General features: G+C 68.3%; 17 protein-coding genes and 1 pseudogene. 8 read left to right on the top strand and 10 right to left on the bottom strand.

Annotated features, from left to right (window positions below; genetic code table 11):
- Positions 1–2: 2 nt before the first annotated feature.
- A complete protein-coding gene (locus DL991_RS20720) occupies positions 3–446 on the bottom strand; it encodes a nuclear transport factor 2 family protein (RefSeq protein WP_125785985.1) in 444 nt (147 codons plus the stop codon).
- Positions 447–449: 3 nt separating this feature from the next.
- Positions 450–1325 carry a TIGR03619 family F420-dependent LLM class oxidoreductase gene (locus DL991_RS20725; RefSeq protein ID WP_125785986.1) on the bottom strand — a complete coding sequence of 292 codons (876 nt, stop codon included), beginning with the start codon at positions 1323–1325 and terminating at the stop codon, positions 450–452.
- A 110-nt stretch (positions 1326–1435) separates the two neighbouring features.
- Between DL991_RS20725 and DL991_RS20730 the strand changes: the two genes are divergently transcribed.
- A complete protein-coding gene (locus DL991_RS20730; protein WP_125785987.1) occupies positions 1436–2209 on the top strand; it encodes a hypothetical protein in 774 nt (257 codons plus the stop codon).
- Positions 2210–2297: 88 nt separating this feature from the next.
- Here DL991_RS20730 and DL991_RS20735 read toward each other — a convergent pair whose 3' ends face one another.
- Complete coding sequence (locus DL991_RS20735) at positions 2298–3107, bottom strand: Fpg/Nei family DNA glycosylase (protein ID WP_125785988.1); 810 nt, start codon at positions 3105–3107, stop codon at positions 2298–2300.
- 1 nt (position 3108) lies between these two features.
- The gene (locus DL991_RS20740) at positions 3109–3582 is read right to left on the bottom strand and encodes a ribose-5-phosphate isomerase (protein WP_007034718.1); all 474 of its coding nucleotides are present in this window, start codon (positions 3580–3582) and stop codon (positions 3109–3111) included.
- Positions 3583–3621: 39 nt separating this feature from the next.
- On the opposite strand from DL991_RS20740, the pseudogene DL991_RS20745 reads away from it, so the two are divergent.
- Positions 3622–4349: pseudogene (locus DL991_RS20745) on the top strand (2-phosphosulfolactate phosphatase).
- Complete coding sequence (locus DL991_RS20750; RefSeq protein ID WP_125785989.1) at positions 4346–5149, top strand: MBL fold metallo-hydrolase; 804 nt, start codon at positions 4346–4348, stop codon at positions 5147–5149. Before DL991_RS20745 ends, DL991_RS20750 begins: the two are co-directional and overlap by 4 nt.
- Here DL991_RS20750 and DL991_RS20755 read toward each other — a convergent pair.
- Positions 5146–5766, bottom strand: coding sequence for a disulfide bond formation protein DsbA (locus tag DL991_RS20755; RefSeq protein ID WP_125785990.1), 621 nt, complete (start codon positions 5764–5766; stop codon positions 5146–5148). The genes DL991_RS20750 and DL991_RS20755 overlap by 4 nt on opposite strands.
- A 167-nt stretch (positions 5767–5933) precedes the next feature.
- Between DL991_RS20755 and pepN the strand changes: the two genes are divergently transcribed.
- Positions 5934–8507, top strand: coding sequence for an aminopeptidase N (gene pepN, locus DL991_RS20760; protein WP_125785991.1), 2574 nt, complete (start codon positions 5934–5936; stop codon positions 8505–8507).
- An 84-nt stretch (positions 8508–8591) separates the two neighbouring features.
- On the opposite strand, the gene DL991_RS20765 is transcribed toward pepN, so the two are convergent.
- The 3 genes from DL991_RS20765 to DL991_RS20780 form a co-directional block, all read right to left on the bottom strand.
- A complete protein-coding gene (locus DL991_RS20765; protein ID WP_125785992.1) occupies positions 8592–9074 on the bottom strand; it encodes a DUF5130 family protein in 483 nt (160 codons plus the stop codon).
- On the bottom strand, positions 9061–9318 hold the full coding sequence (locus tag DL991_RS20770) for a hypothetical protein (RefSeq protein WP_125785993.1): 258 nt from the start codon (positions 9316–9318) through the stop codon (positions 9061–9063). The genes DL991_RS20765 and DL991_RS20770 overlap by 14 nt, the downstream gene beginning before the upstream one ends.
- 763 nt (positions 9319–10081) lie before the next feature.
- On the bottom strand, positions 10082–10576 hold the full coding sequence (locus DL991_RS20780) for an HNH endonuclease (RefSeq protein ID WP_037319481.1): 495 nt from the start codon (positions 10574–10576) through the stop codon (positions 10082–10084).
- Between the two features lie 430 nt (positions 10577–11006).
- Here DL991_RS20780 and DL991_RS20785 point away from each other — a divergent pair, with 430 nt between their 5' ends.
- From DL991_RS20785 to DL991_RS20795, 3 genes are read left to right on the top strand one after another with little or no spacing between them, the layout of a single operon-like run.
- Entirely contained in the window at positions 11007–11984 is a 978-nt protein-coding gene (locus DL991_RS20785; protein WP_125785994.1) for a mechanosensitive ion channel family protein, read from the top strand.
- A 20-nt stretch (positions 11985–12004) separates the two neighbouring features.
- A complete protein-coding gene (locus tag DL991_RS20790; RefSeq protein WP_125676391.1) occupies positions 12005–12400 on the top strand; it encodes a globin in 396 nt (131 codons plus the stop codon).
- Positions 12400–13953: a glycoside hydrolase family 13 protein gene (locus DL991_RS20795; RefSeq protein ID WP_125785995.1), complete on the top strand. Its 1554-nt coding sequence runs from the start codon at positions 12400–12402 to the stop codon at positions 13951–13953. The genes DL991_RS20790 and DL991_RS20795 overlap by 1 nt, the downstream gene beginning before the upstream one ends.
- Positions 13954–14030: 77 nt before the next feature.
- On the opposite strand, the gene DL991_RS20800 is transcribed toward DL991_RS20795, so the two are convergent.
- Complete coding sequence (locus DL991_RS20800) at positions 14031–15485, bottom strand: LVIVD repeat-containing protein (RefSeq protein ID WP_125785996.1); 1455 nt, start codon at positions 15483–15485, stop codon at positions 14031–14033.
- An 87-nt stretch (positions 15486–15572) separates the two neighbouring features.
- Here DL991_RS20800 and DL991_RS20805 point away from each other — a divergent pair, with 87 nt between their 5' ends.
- On the top strand, positions 15573–16214 hold the full coding sequence (locus tag DL991_RS20805) for a DUF305 domain-containing protein (protein WP_125785997.1): 642 nt from the start codon (positions 15573–15575) through the stop codon (positions 16212–16214).
- Between the two features lie 79 nt (positions 16215–16293).
- Here DL991_RS20805 and DL991_RS20810 read toward each other — a convergent pair whose 3' ends face one another.
- Entirely contained in the window at positions 16294–16602 is a 309-nt protein-coding gene (locus DL991_RS20810) for a hypothetical protein (protein ID WP_125785998.1), read from the bottom strand.
- Positions 16603–16653: the final 51 nt, after the last annotated feature.

The following is a 16653-nucleotide window of genomic DNA, read 5'->3' on the forward strand; positions in this document are numbered from 1 at the left end:
GCTCAGCTCTCTTGGCGGGCCGTGGCCATGGCGCGCCCGGTCTCCCAGAACGCCCGCATCGACACGATCAGCCCGTCCTCGCGCACCCGGTAGACGAACACGCCGTCGGTGTCGACGCGGTAACCGCCGGGCAGATACGTCGTGATCGTGCCGACGTTCGCGACCTCGTCACCGGCGGCATGGGAGTCGCGGATGGTGAACTGGAAGCGTTCGACGTTCGCGATCGTCTTGTCCCAGAAGGCACTGATCCCGTCGTGCCCGTGATGCCCCTTGCCCTCTTCGTCGAACATCGAGGGGCCGATGGGATCCTCGACGACGGCGTCACCGGCGAAGAGTTCGAGCCAGGCGGCCTTGTCCCCGGCGGTGACCGCGGTCATCGAACGGAACGCGGCTCGGCGCGCGGGCGGCTGCGTGGCGGCCGGATCCCAGCAGACGTCGACACCCATGGTTCAGTCTCCCATCTTCGCGATGATCTCGTCGCCGAACTTCTTGATGGAATCGAGTTTCGGGCCGACTTCGGCGTCGAAACCGAGACCGTCGAACACCCACGGCATGGTGATGATGTCGGTGACGCCGATGTCGCCCTGTTCGCGATAGCCGTCGAGACCGAACTTGTCGATGCACACGGCCTGGTACTCGAAGGGATCGTCGGCACGGCCCCGTTCGGCCAGCAGTCCGCGCAGTTTGGCGATCGTGTCGCGGAGGTCGTCGAACTTCATCATCGCCGACGACCAGCCGTCGGCGACGCGGGCGGCCCGGCGCAGCGCGACGTCGGTGTGACCGCCGATGTAGAACGGCACCCGCGACGGCGGCGTCGGGCTCATACGGAGCTTGTCGAAGTCGAAGAACTCGCCGTGGAATTCGACCATCCCGCCGTCGAGGATCAGGCGCAGCACCTCGATGGCCTCGTCCACGCGCTTGCCGCGCTTCTCGTACGGGGCGCCGCACCAGCGGAACTCCTCCGGCGACCAGCCGACGCCGAGCCCGAGGCCGAACCGGCCGCCGGTCAGCGCCGCGACCGAGTTGACCTGGCGCGCGAGCAGGACCGGATTGCGGGAGCCGAGCTTGAGCACGGAGGTGTAGAACGTGAGCCGTTCGGTGACCGCGCCCATCGAGGCCGCCGCGACCAGCGGATCGGCCCAGGGCGTCTCCTCCGTCCAGAAGCGACTGCCGTCGGGCGTGTACGGATAGTCGGCAGAGACCGTTTCGGAATAGAACAGGGAATCCGGGAGCGCGATCGAGGAGAAACCCGCCTCTTCGGCGGCGCGGGCGAGCTCGCCCAGCTGATCGAGCGGGTTCATCGCGATCGACAGGGTGAACTTCATGGAGCCGAACTATAACGTGTTCTAGTTTCTGCCGCCAGTGCGCGCGGGAACCACCGGCGGGCCGTCCGCGTTGATCGGAGCAAAGGCCGAACGATTCCTGGAGTGAACCCATGGGTACCGCGATCTTCCTGATCGTGCTCCTCGTCGTCGTGGTCGGCGGCGGCATCTACTTCGCGAAATCCCAGGCGGCGGCCAAGAAGCGCCTGCTGGACGACGCGAAGGCCGACGCGCGGCGCCTCGTCGAGCGGCTCGGCGGTCAGGTCATGAACCTCACCGGCACGGACACCGCCTCCCAGCAGGCGATGGCGGACGCGTCCGAACGCTTCACCGCGGCGGGCTCGCAGATGGAGCAGGCACAGACCGTCGAACAGGCCCGGCTGGTGCGCGAGACCGCCATCGAAGGCCTCTATTACGTCCGCGCGGCACGGCTCGCGATGGGCATGGACCCCGGTCCGGAACTGCCCGCGAGCGAAGAGCGCGACCGCGCCGGCAAGGTCACCGAGTACCGTTCCGTCGACGTCGAGGGCGAGCACTACGAGGCCTCGCCCGACCCGAGCCGGCGGACGCCCCACTACTACCCCGGTGGCCGCGTGGCAGGCCGTCCGGTGCCGCAGGGCTGGTACAGCGAGCCGTGGTGGAAGCCCGCGCTCGTCGCCGGCGCCTGGGGTCTCGGTTCGATGCTGCTGTTCAGCGCGATGTTCTCCGGGATGGCGGGTATCGCGAGCGCGTCGGCCTGGGAATCGGGCCATGACGCGGGCCAGGAGGACGCCGGTGCCGGTGACGCGGGCGGCGACGCCGGTGGCGACACGGGCGGAGACGCCGGTGGGTTCGACGGTGGCGGCTTCGATGGCGGCGGTTTCGACGGCGGCGGGTTCGACTTCTAGTCCGCGCCCCCTCCCGCAAGCGCAATGAAGGGGCCTTTCATAGCAAAATTTGCTATGAAAGGCCCCTTCATTGCATCGGGAGAGGCCGTCAGGCGGGCTGGCAGGTAGGGCACCAGAAGAGGTTCCGCGCCGCCAGATCGCTCCGCAGCACCGCCGTCCCGCACACGAGGCAAGGCATCCCCTCTCGGCGGTAGACGTAGACCTCGCCCCCGTGCCGGTCCTGCCGCGGCGCGCGGCCGGTCGCCTCGGGCAGATGCTCCGGCGCGACCGTGTCGATCCGTCCCACCCGGACACCGTGCCGCATGAGCGTCACGAGATCCGCCCACATGTCCTCCCACAGCCCGCGGTCGAGCGCGCGGCCGGGAACGAGCGGGGCGACACCGTGCCGGAACAGCACCTCGGCGCGATACACGTTGCCGACGCCCGCCAGCACCGACTGGTCCATCAACAGTGCCGCGATCGACGTCTTCGACCGCGAAATCCGCTCCCACGCCTTGTCCGGCTTCGCATCGCGGCGCAGCGGATCCGGGCCGAGCCGTGCCTTGATCGCGTCCACTTGGGGCCTGTCAAGGAGTTCACACCGGGTCGGGCCGCGCAGGTCGGCGGAATGCGTCGGGCCGACCAGCCGCATCCTCACCTGCCCCACCGGCTCCAGAGCGGGCAGCGGCACGTCGGAGAACGTGCCGTAGAGGCCGAGGTGGACGTGCACCGTCCCGTGTGGACCGTAGTCGTGGAACAGGTGCTTCCCGTACGCCTCGGCCTTGACCAGCAACCGGCCGTCCAAACGGGACGCTTCACCGGCGAATCGTCCTTGCGGGCTGCTCACCTCGACCGGGTGACCGGCGAAACGGCGTTTGTGCAGACGTGCCAGGCGATGGAGCGTGTGCCCCTCGGGCATGTCAGTGCTCGGGCAGCGGCGGCGGCCAGCCGGTGTTCTCGTAGTCCAGGATCTGCTGGACGCGGCGGCCGTGGCGCTCGTCCGGGCTCGGCGGGGTCGCGAGGAACGCCTCGACGATCTCCGTGGCCTCTTCGGTGGTGTGCATCCGCGCGCCGACGCCGATCAGCTGGGCGTGGTTGTGCTCGCGGGTGAGCTTCGCGGTCTCGACGCTCCACGCGAGGCCGGCGCGGGCGCCCTTCACCTTGTTGGCCGCGATCTGCTCGCCGTTGCCGGAGCCGCCGACGACGATGCCGAGGCTGCCCTCGTCCGCGACGACGCGGCGGGCCGCCTCGATGCAGAACGCGGGGTAGTCGTCGGCCGCGTCGTAGACGAAGGGACCGACGTCCTCGACGTCGTGGCCCTGCTCCTTGAGGTGGGCCACGAGGTGGTTCTTCAGTTCGAAACCGGCATGGTCGGAGCCAAGGTAAACACGCACAGCGCGGAGTCTGCCATCACGTTCCCGGGCGAGCATGCTGTGGGGGTGGACATCAGACTCGAGTGGGGAACCGAGGGAGTCGGCGCACTGGGCGCGGACTGCGCCGTTCTCGTCATCGTCGACGTACTTTCCTTCTGCACCACAACGGATCTCGTCCTCGGCAACGACGGCCGTGTGCTGCCCGTCCGCTGGCGCGATCAGCGCGGTGCGGAGGCCGCGAAAGCGCGAGGAGCCATCCTCGCGGGTGAAAAACAGTGGACCTTGCGACCTTCGTCTGTGACGGAAATCCCTTCCGGCACCCTCCTCGCGCTCCCCTCCCCCAACGGTGCCACGCTCTGCGACGCCGCCGCCACGACCGGTGCCGTCGTCCTGGCGGGATGCCTGCGCAACGCGGCCGCCGTCGCCGCCCGCGCGGCGGAACTGGCGGACCGGCGCGCCGATCGGCGTCATCCCGGCCGGGGAACGCTGGGGCATCGGCATCCACACCGAAGCCACGACGTTCGGGCCGCTGAGGCCGTGCGTCGAGGATCAGCTCGGCGCGGGCGCGATCGTCGCGGCGCTGGACGGTTACGGTCGTCTGTCCGCCGAAGCCCGCCTCGCGGCCATCGCGGCGAAATCGATCGACATCGCCGAAGCACTGACAAGAGTGTTCTTCAGGACGTGAGCTCGCCGCGGCCGGACACGCGAACGACGTGACACTCGCCGCGAAGCTCGATACGAGCAGCAGGGTTCCTTTGCTGCGCAACGGAATTCTGGAGGATTCGTGACTTGGCTCGAACTCGCGGACGGCGTGTACGCCCGCCGTTACGAAGAGCTGGACCTGACCGTCGGCCTCGTCGTGGGCGGTGAGCGCTGCCTGGTCGTCGACGTCCGCGGTGACGTCGATCAAGGCGCCGAACTGGCCGCGGCGGTCCGGGAGATCACGCCGCTGCCGTGGTCGGTCGTCTACACCCACGCGCATTTCGACCACGCCTTCGGCACCACGGCGTTCCTGCCGTGCGACGTCTGGGCACACGACGGGTGCGTGGCCGAGCTGACCACCTACGGCGAGGGCGCGCGGCGCAAGTGGATCCAGCACTACCTCGGCGAAAACCGGCCCGAGATGGCGGAGGCGCTGGAGCGCACCGAGATCACCCTGCCCACCAAGCCGGTCACCGACATCGCGGAGATCGACCTCGGCGGCCGCACCGTCGTGCTGCGCTTTCTCGGCCGGGCGCACACCGATCACGACCTGTTCGTGGAAGTGCCCGACGCGGGCGTCATCTACGCGGGCGACGCCGTCGAGAACGCCGAAGCAGGCTTCAGCGCGTTCTCGTTCAACGACGGCAGTTTCCTGGCCGAATGGCCTGGCGTGATGGACGAGATCCTCGCGCTGGAGCCGAAGATCATCGTGGCCGGGCATGGGGACCCCGTCGACACCGCGTTCATCGAAAAGCACCGCCACGGGCTGCGCGAGCTCGTCGCGTTCAAGACCGGAATCGCGGCGGGAGACCTCACGACGGACGAAGCCGTCGCGAGGTCCTCCTACCCCGACGATGTCACCAGGGCCGCACTGGCGACGCCTTAGTCGAAGTTCAGCTCACCGGACCGGGTGCGCTTCAGCTCGAAGAAGTCCGGGTAGCTCGCCAGCGCGCGGGCGCCGTCGAACACCTTGACGGCGTCCTCGCCACGCGGGATCGAGCTGAGCACCGGGCCGAAGAAGGCGACGCCGTCGATGTGGATGGTCGGGGTACCGACATCCATTCCGACCGGATTCATACCTTCGTAGTGACTCTTTTTCAGCGCTTCGTCGTACTCGGTCGACTCCGCGGCCTCGGCCAGCTCGGCCGGGGCGCCGATGGCCTCAAGGGTCTCCTTGATGACCTTCGGGATGTCCTTGTCGCCCTGGTTGTGATGGCGCGTACCGAACTCCGTGTAGAAGTCGCGCAGGGCCTCTTCGCCGTTCTTCTGCGCCAGCGCGGTGGCGACGCGGACGGGACCCCAGCCGCGGTCCAACAGCTCCTTGTACTGCTCAGGCAGGCCCTCGCGGCCGCTGTTCAGCTCGGACAGGCTCATGATCCGGAACCTCAGGTCGAGGTCGCGGTGCTTCTCCACCTCGAGGATCCAGCGCGAGCTGATCCAGGCGAACGGGCAGATCGGATCGAAGTAGAAGTCGACCTTGGTCGTCTCGGACGGGGCGGTCATCAGGTTCTCCCAGTGCCATCGTCTTGGGTGGGCCGGTACGCACAGAGTGCTACACAGCGAGCCAACATCGCGGCCATCGGCGTTGTTCCCGTCGTCAGCACCGGCCTGGACATGATTGGATGCCAGTAGTTGGAAACCAAAACCGATACCGATGACCAGAGGTGCCAGTGCCCGCCCCCAACCTGACCCGAGACCAAGCCAAGCTGCGCGCGGAGCTGCTCGACGTCGAGTCCTACGACATCGAGCTGGATCTGACCGACGGCCGCGGCGGTCCCGGTGAGAAGACCTTCACGTCGAAGACGACGATCAAGTTCGCGAGCGCCAGAAGCGGCGAAGCGTCGTGGGTCGACATCGTCGCGGAGGGGATCGAGTCGGCCGTCCTCAACGGGACGGAACTCGACGTCAGCGGGTACGTCGAGGACAAGGGCGTCGAGCTGCCCGCGCTCGCCGAGTCGAACGAACTCGTCGTTGACGCGGTCTGCCGGTACATGAACACCGGCGAGGGCCTGCACCGCTTCGTCGACCCGGTCGACGACGGTGTCTACCTCTACACGCAGTTCGAGACCGCGGACGCGAAGCGGATGTTCGCCTGCTTCGACCAGCCCGACCTCAAGTCGGTCTACCGGCTCACCGTCATCGCGCCGAAGGACTGGAAGGTCATTTCGAACGCGCTGATCGAGTCGGCCGAGGAGACCCCGGAAGGGGCCGTCCGCACCGTGTTCAAGGTGTCCGAGCGGATCTCGACCTACCTGGTCGCGTTGATCGCCGGCCCGTACAGCGAGTGGCGCGACGAGTTCTCCGACGCCCACCGCACGATCCCGCTGGGCATCTACTGCCGCGCCTCGCTCGCCGAGCATATGGACGCGGACCGGCTGTTCACCGAGACCAAACAGGGTTTCGCCTTCTACCACGAGAAATTCGCCACCCCGTACCCGTTCTCCAAGTACGACCAGCTGTTCGTGCCGGAGTTCAACGCGGGCGCGATGGAGAACGCCGGCGCGGTCACCTTCCTGGAGGACTACGTCTTCCGGAGCCGCGTCACGCGCTACTACTACGAGCGCCGCGCCGAGACGCTGCTGCACGAGATGGCGCACATGTGGTTCGGCGACCTGGTCACCATGCGCTGGTGGGACGACCTGTGGCTGAACGAGTCGTTCGCGACCTTCGCGAGCGTGCTCGCCCAGGCCGAGGCCACCGAATACAAGAACGCGTGGACCAGCTTCGCGAACATCGAGAAGTCGTGGGCGTACCGGCAGGACCAGCTGCCCTCGACGCATCCGATCGCCGCGGACATCGTCGACCTGCACGCGGTCGAGGTGAACTTCGACGGGATCACCTACGCCAAGGGCGCGAGCGTCCTGAAGCAGCTCGTCGCCTACGTCGGTCTCGACCACTTCCTCGAAGGCCTCAAGGTCTACTTCGGCAAGCACGCCTGGGGCAACGCGACCCTGGCGGATCTGCTGGGCGCGCTGGAAGAGGCCTCGGGCCGCGACCTGTCGTGGTGGAGCGCGCAGTGGCTGGAGACCACCGGCCTCAACTCGCTGAGCCCGCGCTACGAGGTCGGCGCCGACGGGAAGTACACCGCTTTCGCCGTCACCCAGACCGGCGCCAAGCCGGGTGCCGGTGAACTGCGCGCGCACCGCGTCGCGGTCGGGGTCTACGACGAGGACGAGCACGGCAAGATCGTCCGCAAGCACCGCGTCGAACTCGACATCGACGGCGAACGCACCGAGGTGCCGGACCTGGTCGGCCTCCCGGCGGGCAAGCTCGTGCTGGTCAACGACGACGACCTGACCTACTGCACGATGCGGCTCGACCCGGCGTCGCTGACCACGCTGATCGACCGCATCGCCGACATCACCGAACCGCTGCCCCGCACGCTGTGCTGGTCGGCGGCGTGGGAGATGACGCGCGAGGCCGAGCTCAAGGCCCGCGACTTCGTCACGCTGGTGCAGCGCGGCGTGCACACCGAGACCGAGGTCGGCGTGGTGCAGCGGCTGCTGCTGCAGGCGCAGACGGCGCTGAACTCGTACGCGAGCCCGGCGTGGGCGGCGGACAGGGGCTGGCCGGAGTTCAGCTCGCGGCTGCTGGAGCTGGCGCAGGGCGCCGAAGCCGGTTCGGACCACCAGCTCGCGTTCGTCAACTCGCTCGCCGGATGCGTGCTCGACGACAAGACGCTGGCGATCATCGCGGGCTGGCTCGACGGCACGGCGCCCCTCGACGGCCTGACCGTCGACACCGACCTGCGCTGGCGGCTGCTGCACGCGCTCGTCGCGCACGGCAAGGCGGAGAACCCCGAGATCGACACGGAGCTCGCGAAGGACGACACCGCCGCCGGACGGCGTCAGGCGGAGCGTTCGCGGGCGCTGCGGCCGACCGCCGAGGCCAAGGCAGACGCGTGGCAGCGGGCGGTGTACGACGACGAGCTGCCCAACGCGGTCAGCGACTCGCTCATCACCGGCTTCTCCCACCCGGGCCAGAAGCACCTGCTCGGCGACTACGTGACGCGCTACTTCGACGTCATCGGCGAGGTGTGGCAGCGGCGCTCCAGCGAGCGGGCGCAGCCGACCGTCGTCGGGCTGTACCCGTCGTGGGCCGTCGAACCGGCTGCCGTCAAGGCGTCGGACGAGTGGCTGACCGGGGAGCACCCGGCGGCACTGCGCCGTCTGGTGTCGGAAGGCCGGGCCGGGATCGTGCGGGCGCTGGCCGCCCGTGAGTTCGACTCGCAGGCCGGGGTCTAGTCCCGTAACGCAATGAAGGGGCCTTTCATAGCAAATTTTGCTATGAAAGGCCCCTTCATTGCACTTGAAAGAGCGTGAAGGTGCTTAGTGCTGCGGAGCGCCCGCCTGGTCGCTCAGCATGCGAAGTGCGTTCACGAGGCCGCCGATGAGGTCGCCTTCCTTGAAGGAGGCCACCATGCTGGCCACGGCGAGCTTCGCGCCGCGGTCGGGCAGGCGGAACCGGGCCTGCGAGCCCGTCACGATCTCGATGGCACGCTGTCCGGGCGACACGGCGACGACCACGGCGTCGGCCGGGTTGTCGGTCGAGGCCAGCAGGCCTTCGGCGGTGACGCGCGTGTCTTCGCCGAGGTCGCCGAGGTACACACTGAAGTCCAGGCCGGTCTCGCGGCTGGCCAGCGTCAGCGCCTCGTCCAGCCGGGCGAGCTGCTGGGTGGTGAATGGGCTGATCGGCCCAGCCGGTTCGTACATCTTGGCGGCGGAAATCCGGCCGCTGGAAGTAACGGCGGCGCCGTAACCGGGCTCTTCGTCAACAGCGGTGGACGAATGGGTCAGTTCACCAGTTGCCACGAGCGCCTCCCGTCACCGAAGCTCCGTCCGCCGCACCGACGGCGGTCGCGCCGCCCGCGTGCGAATGCCTGGCGCCGACCCCGTCGGGGTTGGCGCTCCACCACATGGCCGGGTGTTCCCACGGCTGCCCCGGCCGGTACCGGGCGACGCCCGCGCCCTTCGACCGCAGCGTGGCCACCCCGCAAAGCGCGTAGATGGCCAAGGGGATCACCGCGAAGACCAGGATCGTCTCGACAAGGTTCACGCGCGTGAGCGTATCCGATGGCTCGCGGCCGCACCCGCTCGCACGGGTGTGCGCCCCGGCACCTACCGCTCACCGTCCGGCGGGGGCCGTCCGCCGCTTGCCACGAAAGCGCTCCCACGTTGGGGCGAAGCCCTCAAGGCCGAAAGGTTGCAACTCAACGTACGGGCGGCCGCACCCGGCGCTGTCATCTTGTCGGAGCCTTGAAATCCTCGTAGCTTTTTCACCTGTACGGGCCTTGCGCCCAGCTCTCCCACCCCAGCAGGTAACGCACCGGTCGCAGGAGGATATGTCATGCAGAGCACCCAGACACCCGGCCAGGCGATCATCGACGACATTTCGTCACTCTTCGAAATTGGATTCGTCCCCGGCACACGTGTGACGGCGGGCACACGGGTTACTCGCGGTACTCGTGTCACGCGCGGTACGCGGGTCACCGCCGGAACCCGCGTCACTCGCGGAACCCGCGTCACCCGAGGCACCCGTGTCACCGCCGGAACCCGCGTCACCCGTGGCACGCGCGTCACTCGCGGTACCCGCGTGACCGCCGGCACTCGCGTCACCTGCGGCACGCGCGTCACGCGGGGGACCCGCGTCACCCGAGGCACCCGCGTCACCTGCCAGAGCGACTTCTCCCTCGCCGCCTGAATTCGGGCACGACCGGTCAGTGGGGAACGGCGTACTCCGTAACGAGGTTCATCACGGCATCATCGGCTCGCCCCGGCCGCCGAAAGGCAGCCGGGGCGCCGACGTGTTCACAGCCGGATCAGGCCGCGGTTCCCAGGTACGGCCGCCACAACGGGTCGGCCTCCTTCGAATGCGCGAGCAGCCGCCAGTGCGGCCCGTGCGGGGCCCTCGGCACGACGCGCAGCCGCCAGCCGATCTCGGAAAGCAGCTTGTCCGCCTTCCGGTGGTTGCACTTGGCGCAGCAGGCCACGCAGTTCGTCCAGCTGTGGGGGCCACCGCGGCTGCGCGGGACGACGTGGTCGATCGTCTCGGCCCGCCCTCCGCAGTAGGCGCAGCGGTATCGGTCGCGGTGCATCAGCCCGGCCCGGGTCAGCGGCACCTGTGCGCGGTAGGGCACGCGCACGTAGGTGCTCAGCCGGATCACCGAAGGCACGGGCAGCGAGACCGTGGCGGCGTGCAGTTCGAGCCCTCCGGGGTCTCCGTGCACCACCTCGGCCTTGCCGCACATCACGAGGACCACCGCGCGCCGCAACGGCAGCGCCGTGAGCGGCTCGAACGTGGCGTTCAACAGCAATACCCGTCTGCGGCCCCAAGACGACGCTGATGTCGTAGTGGGTACCGCCGTAGTCGACGGGTCCCGCCCTCTACGCTGTCCGGGCGGGCGGGCTACACCCCCTGGCCGCGTTCCCGGCCCGCCCGGTGGCGCCCCGTGCGAGGGGGCACCTCCCGGATGAGCGCGCAACACGACCTCCGGCGCCTGTCCGGCCAAGGCTTGGCTCGGGACGCCGAGGGGGATGGGTTGTCGGTCTGGCACTCGACCACCTCCACCGGTGCAGGCATAGTCGACCACAGATCAGCCCCAAAACGCACGTGTGTTAGTGGACGTGTCACATGCCCGCGACCCGGCGGCCACCCGAATCGGGGTGTTCCGCGCCCGCCGGGACGCCCGCCGCGCGGAGCAGCGCGAACGAACCCCGCCGAGTACGAAAGGACATTTCTTCTCAGTGAACCTGCTGCCCACCGAACCCCCGGCTTGCACGCGAGACGTCGAAACCTTCTGCTACCAGGTGTTCCAGGTCACAAAAAACGAATGGCTGTCCGCGTCGGCAGGCTGGCTGCTGACGAAGCCGATCAAGATCCTGATGATCGTCGCCGTGGCGTTCCTGCTGCGGTACCTGGTGCGACGTCTGATCAACCGAGTGACGCGGATGCCGAGCGGCTCCAAGAAGCTCCCCGCCCTGTTGAGACCGCTTCGGGAGAAGGCTCCCGAGGTGCTCGGATCGGCGGTGGTGGAGCGACGTCGTCAGCGCGCCGCCACGATCGGCTCGGTGCTCAAGTCGATGGCCACGTTCCTGATCTACGGCCTGGCGTTCATCCTCGTACTCGGCGAACTGGGCATCGACCTGGCGCCGATCATCGCCTCCGCCGGCATCGTCGGCGTCGCACTCGGTTTCGGCGCGCAGAATCTCGTCAAGGACTTCCTCTCCGGCATCTTCATGATGATCGAGGACCAATACGGCGTCGGTGACGTCGTCGACGTCGGTGAGGCGTCCGGCACCGTCGAGGCCGTCGGCCTCCGGATCACCACCCTGCGTGACATCAACGGCACCGTCTGGTACGTCCGTAACGGCGAGGTGCTGCGAGTCGGCAACTCGAGCCAGGGCTTCGCGGTGGCCGTCGTCGACGTCCCCCTCAGCTACTCCGCCGACGTCGAGAAGGCCATCGAACTGATGGCCCAGAAGTCGACGACGCTGCTGGAGAGTGAGGGGCTGGCGCCCAACGTGCTGGAACCGCCCGAGATGCTCGGTGTGGAGACCGTCACGCCCGAAGGCATCAAGGTCCGCATGACGGTGAAAGTCCGCCCGGGCAAGCAGTGGGCCGTGCAGCGCGCGCTGCGGGCGCATCTGCTCGCCGCGCTGGACGAGGCCGGCTTCGAGCCGCCGCTGGGACGCTTTATGTCCACCGGCCCCGCCCCGCAGTAGGACAAGGGCAGAATGGAGCTGTGTCCGTGACCGAACCTGACCCCACCACCTTGTACGAAGCGATCGGCGGTGAACCGGTCTTCACCCGGATCGTCGCGCGGTTCTACGCCGAAGTCGCCGTCGACGAGGTGCTTCGCCCGCTGTACCCCGAGGAGGACCTCGGCCCGGCCGAGGAGCGTTTCCGGCTGTTCCTCATGCAGTACTGGGGCGGCCCGCACACCTACTCGGATCAGCGCGGTCACCCTCGGCTGCGGATGCGGCACGCCCCGTTCAAGATCGGCCCGATCGAACGCGACGCCTGGTTGCGCTGCATCAAGATCGCGGTCGACGAGGAGAACATCGAGGAGCCCTACCGCTCGCAGCTGTGGGCGTATCTCGAAATGGCCGCCAACAGCATGATGAACAGCTTCGTGTGATGGCGACGGGCGCGGCTTGGTGGGACCAGGCGGTCTTCTACCAGGTTTACGTGCGCTCGTTCGCCGATTCGGACGGGGACGGCGTCGGTGACCTCGAAGGCATCCGCGGCAAGCTCGGGTACCTGGAGCTGCTCGGGGTCGACGCGTTGTGGCTGACGCCGTTCTACCGCTCCCCCATGGCCGACCACGGCTACGACATCGCGGACCCGCGCGACGTCGACCCGATGTTCGGCACTCTCGGCGACTTCGACGTCCTGCTGACCGAGGCGCACAAACGCGGCATCAAGGTCACCGTCGACGTCGTCCCCAACCACACCAGCAACACCCACGCCTGGTTCAAATCGGCGATGGCCGCGCCGCCGGGCGGCCCCGAGCGGGATCGCTACATCTTCCGTGACGGGCTGGGCCCGCGCGGCGACCTGCCGCCGAACAACTGGGTCAGCGCGTTCGGCGGCCCGGCGTGGACGCGGGTTCCGGACGGCCAGTGGTACCTGCACCTGTTCTCACCGCAGCAGCCGGACCTGAACTGGGCCGACCACGAGGTCGCCGCCGATCTGGAGCGGACCCTGCGATTCTGGCTGGACCACGGGGTGGACGGCTTCCGCGTCGACGTCGCGCACGGCATGGCGAAACCGCCGGGCCTGCCGGACATGGACCCGCGGGTGACCGCGCTCGGGCCGAGCGAGTTCTACGACCCGAGGTTCGACAACGACCGCGTCCACGAGATCCACCAGATGATCCGCAAGGTGCTCGACGAATACCCGGGCACGATGGCCGCCGGCGAGATCTGGGTGACCGACGAGGAACGCCTCGCACGCTACCTGCGGCCCGACGAACTGCATCTGGCGTTCGACTTCCGGCTCGTGCTCACACATTTCGACGCCGACGCGCTGCGGACGGCCATCGAGCGATCCCTGGCGGTGCCGAAGTCGGCCGGGGCCCCCGCCACCTGGACGTTGGGCAACCACGACGTCTGGCGGCAGGTCAGCCGCTACGGCGGCGGCGAACGCGGCGTGCGGCGCGCGCGGGCGATGGCACTCGTCGAACTCGCGCTGCCCGGGGTGGTCTATCTGTACAACGGCGAGGAACTGGGGCTCGGCAACGTCGACCTCCCGCCGGAGGCGCTCGCGGACCCGCGTGCCAAGACCTCCGGCCCCGAGTTCGGCCGCGACGCGTCACGGGTGCCGCTGCCGTGGGAAGGCGACCTGCCGCCGTTCGGGTTCTCGCGCAATCCGCGGACGTGGCTGCCGATGCCCGCGTCGTGGGCGTCGGTGACGGTGGAAGCGCAACTGGAGGATCCGGCGTCGACGCTGTCGCTGTACCGGCGGGCGATCGAGATCCGCAAGTCGCACAAGGCCTTCAACGGTGACGATCTCGAGTGGTACGGCGCGCCCGCGGGATGTTTCGCGTTCCGGCGGCGCGGCGGCGGGCTGGTGTGCGCGCTGAACACGTCGGCGAGCCCCATCGCGCTGCCGCCCGGTGAGGTGCTGCTGTCGAGCGTTCCGCTGGTGAACGGGAAACTGCCGCCGGATGCGGCCGCCTGGCTCGTTTGAGCCCGGCCCCCGTGCAATGAAAGGCCCCTTCATTGCAAATTTCGCAATGAAGGGGCCTTTCATCTCACGCTAGTGGGTCACTTGTTGAAGCCCGGGTGCAGCTTGTACTGCGTCTGGGCGTTGAACTCGTTCTGCCGGACCAGCTTCGCCGGGGAGGTCCGCCAGTCGTTGAGGTCCAGGACGTCCAGTCCCTTCACGATGTCGGACGAGAAGATGTGGCCGTTGTACCAGTACGCCGACCACGTGCCACCGCCGACGAGCTTCTCGTTCGAGAGCGGGCCCCGCTCCCAGTACGCGATCTCCTTCGGCCGCTTCGCGTCGGTGAAGTCCCACACCGAAATGCCGCCCTGGTACCAGGACTGGACCATGATGTCCTTGCCGGGCACCGGGATCAGCGAACCGTTGTGCGCCACGCAGTTCTCGGTCTCGGACTGCAGACGCGGGATCTTGTAGTAGCTGACGAACTCCAGCTTGCGGTTGTCCCCGCGGCCGGTGATCTCGTAGATGCCGTTGGCGCCGCGAGTGGGGCCGAACTTCTCCAGGCAGGTGGCCATCCCGCCGCCGCCGAGCTCGTCGGTGAAGACGACCTTGGTGGCGTCGTTGTTGAAGGTGGCGCTGTGCCAGAACGCGAAGTTCACGTTGTCCTGCACGCGGTTGATGACCCGCGGCTTGAGCCGGTCGGAGATGTCGATCAGGACACCGTCACCCATGCAGGCACCGGCCATCAGGTCCTTCTCCGGCAGCGCCGTCAGGTCGTGGCAGCCGGTGGTCTCCGACCGGCGGGTGCCGTCGGGGTTGGTGCCACCGGGGTTGCCGCCGTCGGTCGGGAACATCACCGGCGTCGCGACCAGCGAAGCCTTCGCCGGGTCCTTCACGGGGACCTTGATGATCGACAGCTTGTCGTGCGGCGGCTGGCAGTCGGGCAGGTTCGCCGCCGGCGCGTACGACGAGACGTAGATGTAGACGTCCTTGCCGCGTTTGTCCGGCACCAGGGTGTTGGTGTGCGAACCGCAGTCGGTCTCGACCGCCGCGACGTACTTCGGCGCCGCGAGGTTCGAGATGTCGAAGATCTTGATGCCCTCCCACGCCGTCTTGTCCGAAGCGGGCTTCGAGACGCTGTTGCACGAGTTGTCGCTGCGCGACGCGTCCGTGGAGAGGAAGAGCAGGTCGCCGGAGACCGACACGTCGTTCTGCCCGCCGGGGCAGAGGACCTGGCTGACGATCTTCGGGCGATAGGGGTTGCGGACGTCGTAGACGTTGAAGCCGTCGTACGTCCCGATGATCGCGTGGCCCTTGGTGAACGCGATGTCGGTGCCGGTCGAGTCCTTGGTGAACGGTCCCTGCTGCGGGACGTTCGCGATCGACCGGAGGTTCGGGCTGTGGACGATCTCGTCCACACCCGGAATCGCGGTCGCCGACGGTTCGGCGATGACGGCCGGCGCGGCGAGCGCGCTGGAGGCCCCGAGGGCGGCGACTGCGACCGCCGACACGAAGCCCCTGGTCAAGCGGCGTTTCAGCCCAGGCTGCAGCACGATATGGCTCTCCTTCCACCCAGCTTTACGCGCACCTTATTCCTTATTTAGGCTCAGCAGATACCGACCAACGGAGGATCTCCCGGGATGAGAAAAAGTTTGACATCGGCGCTGCTCGTTGCCGCTTTCGTAGTCTCGGGCTGCAGTGGCGACGAAAACCCGGCCCCACCGGCCCAGAGCGCACCGGTCATCGTTCCCGGGAGGCCCGGCGAGCAGGCGGGCACCGGTGTTCCCGGCCCGGTGAACCGCGATCAGCCCAACGAGGCCGACGTCGAGTACATGACGATGATGATCCCCCACCATCAGCAGGCGAAGGTGATGACCGACCTGGTGCCGGGCAAGACGGCGAACGAGCAGATCCGGGCCATCGCCGGCCGGATCTCGGTCGCGCAGGACGGCGAGATCGCGATGATGAAGACCTGGCTGGCCGATCGCGGCAAGCCCGTGCCGGGCGCGGGCCACGGCGACCACGGCGGGGGGCACGATCACGCGCTCATGCCGGGCATGGCGACCGAGGCCCAGCTGGCGGATCTGCGCGCGGCGAACGGGGTGGCGTTCGAAAAGCTGTTCCTCGATTTGATGATCGCGCATCACCAGGGCGCGCTGACCATGGCCGAAACCCAGCTCGGGAAGGGTGTGGAGATCAAGGCGCAGGAGATGGCGCAGGAGGTCGTCACCGGCCAGACCGCCGAGATCGAGCGAATGAAGAACATGCGCTCGAAGCTCTAGCCCAGTCCCGCGATTCGGCACCTGCTTGCGATGGTTCGCGATCCGGACTACCGCAAGCAGGTGCCGAATCGCGAAGGTTTCAGGCTTCGCCGGAGGAGCCCATGTCGCCGAAACCGGTGTCGTCGGAGTCGGCTGAGTCGTCCAAGGTGCCCGAGACGATCCACGTCGCCAGCGCGGCGGCCTGGACGTAGGGCGCCGCCTTCGCCGCGGCCCGCCCGGCGGATTTGGCACGGCCCCATTTCTCCGGGCGTTCGGCGCGTTCCGGCGCCTCCTCACCCGGCGGACGCTCGGTCCGCCACGGGGTCTCCTCCTGCCGGACCTCGGCGAGGAAGTCCGCGGTCGGGTCCTCCCCGTTCTTGTCAGCGTCGCGAGGGGCACTGTCGGTCATGCGGACAGCCTGACACCGCAGGCGGCCGGAAGCCACCCGCGGTGCGAAGCG

Origin of the sequence: Amycolatopsis sp. WAC 01375, from assembly GCF_003947325.1 — a bacterium.
Taxonomy (GTDB): Bacteria; Actinomycetota; Actinomycetes; order Mycobacteriales; family Pseudonocardiaceae; genus Amycolatopsis.

What these genes read in the sequence shown, in the direction of transcription:
- DL991_RS20720 (WP_125785985.1), bottom strand. Translation starts at nt 446, where the DNA reads ATGGGTGTCGACGTCTGCTGGGATCCGGCCGCCACGCAGCCGCCCGCG.
- DL991_RS20725 (WP_125785986.1), bottom strand. Translation starts at nt 1,325, where the DNA reads ATGAAGTTCACCCTGTCGATCGCGATGAACCCGCTCGATCAGCTGGGC.
- DL991_RS20730 (WP_125785987.1), top strand. Translation starts at nt 1,436, where the DNA reads ATGGGTACCGCGATCTTCCTGATCGTGCTCCTCGTCGTCGTGGTCGGC.
- DL991_RS20735 (WP_125785988.1), bottom strand. Translation starts at nt 3,107, where the DNA reads ATGCCCGAGGGGCACACGCTCCATCGCCTGGCACGTCTGCACAAACGC.
- DL991_RS20755 (WP_125785990.1), bottom strand. Translation starts at nt 5,766, where the DNA reads ATGACCGCCCCGTCCGAGACGACCAAGGTCGACTTCTACTTCGATCCG.
- DL991_RS20795 (WP_125785995.1), top strand. Translation starts at nt 12,400, where the DNA reads ATGGCGACGGGCGCGGCTTGGTGGGACCAGGCGGTCTTCTACCAGGTT.
- DL991_RS20805 (WP_125785997.1), top strand. Translation starts at nt 15,573, where the DNA reads ATGAGAAAAAGTTTGACATCGGCGCTGCTCGTTGCCGCTTTCGTAGTC.
- DL991_RS20810 (WP_125785998.1), bottom strand. Translation starts at nt 16,602, where the DNA reads ATGACCGACAGTGCCCCTCGCGACGCTGACAAGAACGGGGAGGACCCG.